Here is a 3,214-nt window from a genome sequence, read left to right as displayed (position 1 = left end):
GGCGCTGGCTGACCATCCTGCCGCTGGGCCCCGCGACCGGCCGGGCGCTGGGTGTCTCGCTGGCCCGCAGCCGGGCGGCCCTGCTGCTGCTGGCCGCCATCCTGACCGCCGGGGCGACGCTGACCGTCGGCCCGCTCAGCTTCGTCGGGCTGATGGCGCCGCACATCGTCCGCATGCTCGGCCTGCGGCGGCCGACGCCGCAGATCCTGGCCGCCGGCCTGCTGGGCGCGGGGCTGATGGTGCTGGCCGACTGGCTGGGCCGCACCATCGCCTTCCCCTGGCAGGTGCCGGCGGGACTGGTTGCCACCTTCGTCGGCGGCACGTATTTCATCTGGCTGATGCAACGGCGACGGCCGGCATGATCTCCTCGGCTGCCCCATGATCGACGCCCTGGCCCCGATCTTCGTCGGCCCGCTGGCCGATTTCGCCGACCGGCTGGCGCTGGCCGATGATCCACGGCCAGGCCTGCGGGGATCGGAGCTGCTCGACCCCGCCGTGCTGGGCCCGATCCTGGAGCGCTTCGCCCGGCGCTATGACCAGCCGGAGCCGCGGGCCGTCGCCTCGATGTGGACGAAGTGGCATTTCTGGATGCTGCTGACGCCGGTGGTGGCCGCGAGCCTGCTGCTGGAACATGGCCTGCCGACGGATCTCGACGAGGTCGAGGTGATCGTCGCCCCGGACGGGCAGACGACGGCGTTCAAGCTGCCGCATGGCGGCGGCCCGGCCACCCCGGCCGACGGGTTCGAGCGCTTCGGGGCACTGGTCGACGGCCATATCGAGCCGTTGATCCGGGCGCTGGCGGCGCAGAGCGGCGCCACCGCGAAGGTGCTGTGGAGCAATGTCGGCAACCTGTTCGAGAACCTGCTGCGGCAGATCGAGGCGTCCGGGCTGGCGCGTGGCCCCGGCCCGGCCCAGGCCCGCGCGCTGATGGCCAGTCGCGACTGGCCCGGCCGGCGCCCCAACCCGCTGTTCGAGCCGGTGCGATATGTCGAGCGCGGCGGCGATCGAAAGAGGGTGCGGCGTGTCTGCTGCATCCGTTACCTGATCCCCAGCCTGGAGCTGTGCTCGACCTGCCCGCTGGAGAAAGCGAGACCGGCGTGAACCATACCGCCCCCGCCCCTGTGGCCGAGACCGATGCCGGGCCGACGATGTTCGAGCTGTCGCAGGCCGCCTTCGCCGTCGCCGGCCGCGCCCTGCTGCAGCCGCTGGACCTGAGGCTGGCGCCGCACCGGGTCACCGGGCTGATCGGCCATAACGGCTCCGGCAAGTCGACGCTGCTGAAGCTCCTGGCCCGGCAGCAGCCGCCCAGCGCCGGCACGGTCCGGTTCGAGGGCCGGCCGCTGCGGGACTGGGCCGACCGCGCCTTCGCCCGCCGCGTCGCCTATCTGCCGCAGCAGACGCCCCCGGCCGCCGGCCTGCTGGTGCGCGAGCTGGTGGCGCTGGGCCGCTATCCCTGGCACGGCGCGCTCGGCCGCTTCAGCGCCACCGACCGGGAGAAGGTCGAAGAGGCGATGGCGCTGACCGACATCGCCCCCTTTGCCGACCGGCTGGTCGAGACCCTGTCGGGCGGCGAGCGGCAGCGGGCCTGGCTGGCGATGCTGGTGGCGCAGGACGCCGCCTGCCTGCTGCTGGACGAACCGATCTCCGCCCTCGACATCGCCCATCAGGTCGACGTCCTGGCGCTGGTGCAGCGGCTGAGCCGCAGCAAGGGCCTGGGCGTCGTCGTGGTGCTGCACGACATCAACATGGCGGCCCGGTTCTGCGACGACATCGTGGCATTGCATTCCGGGCGGCTGATCGCCCGTGGCGCCCCGGACACGATCCTGCATCCGGAACGGCTGCAGGCGATCTACGGCATCCCGATGGGCGTCCTGCCCCACCCGGCCGGCGGCCCGCCGATCAGCTATCCGCACTGACCGGCGGGGCCGCGGCCCTTCCCCTACTGCGCCGCCACCGCCGGAACGGCATCGGCCCGGCGCAGCACTTCCCGCACGCCGGCCTGGAAGGCCGGGGCGTGGATGATGTCGAGATGCACGGCGCCCGCCACCCGGTCCAGCGCGGCCACCGGCGCCAGCAGGCTCCAGTCCCGCAGCGGCTCCGGCTGGCTCAGCGAATCCTCCGCCTGCCAGACATGCACCGGCAGGTCGAGCGGCCGGTACGCGTAGCGCGCCGCGCGCAGCCGCTTGTCCAGCATCGCCCACAGCTCGAACTCGCGCGAGGTCAGATCGGGTCCGTCCGCCGGCAGCCCGTCGCCCTCGGCCAGGACATAGGCCTCCAGCGCCGCCCGCTCCGCCTTGTCCATCAGCCCGAACAGCGCCCGCCACCGCGCCGCCATGGCCGACCGGCCGAGCCATTGCTCCAGCAGCGCCGCGGCCCGCTGCCGTTCCTCTTCCGACAGCGTCCGATCGGTACGGAACGGGACGGATTCGAAAACGTCGACCAGGCCCAGGAACTCGACCGCCACCCGGCCCTTCAGGCGGTGCGCCGTCTCGAAGGCCAGGTCGCCGCCGGAAGACCAGCCCAGCAGGGCGCAGCGGCCATTGGCCGTGCGCTCGATATGGGCGGCGAACTCCTCGGCCAGCGCCGCCATGTCGTAGCCGCGCCAGCGCTGCTCCGTATAGACGTGGCTGACGAAGCCGGTGACCGGGCGGTCGCCGCCCAACGCCGCGACCATTGAGGCGAACTCGGTCGAGTTCACGATCAGCCCCGGCAGGCAGTAGAGCGGCACGCCGCTGCCGCCCTGCTGCAGATGCACCACCTCCGGCCCCTGCGCCGCCGGCGCGATCCGGGCGGCGAGATCGGCCAGGCTGCGGGCGTTGAGAATGTCGGCCAGGGTCAGCGCCTTCCCTCCGGCCAGCCCCTGCTTGCGGATCCGGGCCAGCAGCTTGAGGCTGAGGATCGAATCCCCGCCCAGGGCGAAGAAATTGTCGTCGCGGCCGATTGCGTCGGTGCCGAGCAGACCGGACCACAGGGCGGCCAGCGCCTGCTCGGTCTCGCCGCGCGGCGGGTCGCCGGCCGGCTTCGCGGTTTCGGGCGCCGGCAGCGCCTTGCGGTCGAGCTTGCCATTGGCGGTGACCGGCAGGGCGTCCAGCCGCACCCAGGCGGCCGGCACCATGTAGTCCGGCAGCCGCGCCGCGAGCGCGGCCTTCACCGCCTCCAGATCCGTGCCGCCCGGCGCCGCGACATAGGCGGCGAGCTGCAGCCGGCCGTCCTC

Annotated in this window: 4 protein-coding genes; 3 read left to right on the top strand and 1 reads right to left on the bottom strand. The window is 73.3% G+C overall.

The window, feature by feature from the left end; translation table 11 throughout:
- From P409_RS30215 to P409_RS30205, 3 genes are all read left to right on the top strand, one after another.
- The coding region (locus P409_RS30215; protein WP_034847157.1) for an iron chelate uptake ABC transporter family permease subunit at nucleotides 1–362 on the top strand (362 nt) is incomplete at its 5' end.
- A gap of 16 nt (nucleotides 363–378) precedes the next feature.
- Nucleotides 379–1,101: a siderophore-iron reductase FhuF gene (gene fhuF, locus P409_RS30210; protein WP_034847155.1), complete on the top strand. Its 723-nt coding sequence runs from the start codon at nucleotides 379–381 to the stop codon at nucleotides 1,099–1,101.
- A complete protein-coding gene (locus tag P409_RS30205; protein WP_343285534.1) occupies nucleotides 1,098–1,916 on the top strand; it encodes an ATP-binding cassette domain-containing protein in 819 nt (272 codons plus the stop codon). Before fhuF ends, P409_RS30205 begins: the two co-directional genes overlap by 4 nt.
- A gap of 23 nt (nucleotides 1,917–1,939) precedes the next feature.
- Here P409_RS30205 and P409_RS30200 read toward each other — a convergent pair.
- A partial coding sequence (locus P409_RS30200; protein ID WP_034847150.1) for a phosphopantetheine-binding protein occupies nucleotides 1,940–3,214 on the bottom strand: 1,275 nt, incomplete at its 5' end.

The sequence above is a fragment of the Inquilinus limosus MP06 genome, assembly GCF_000767795.1.
GTDB lineage: Bacteria > Pseudomonadota > Alphaproteobacteria > DSM-16000 > Inquilinaceae > Inquilinus > Inquilinus limosus_E.
Note: the sequence above shows the minus strand (reverse complement) of the source record. Positions and strands in the feature narration are given on the sequence as shown.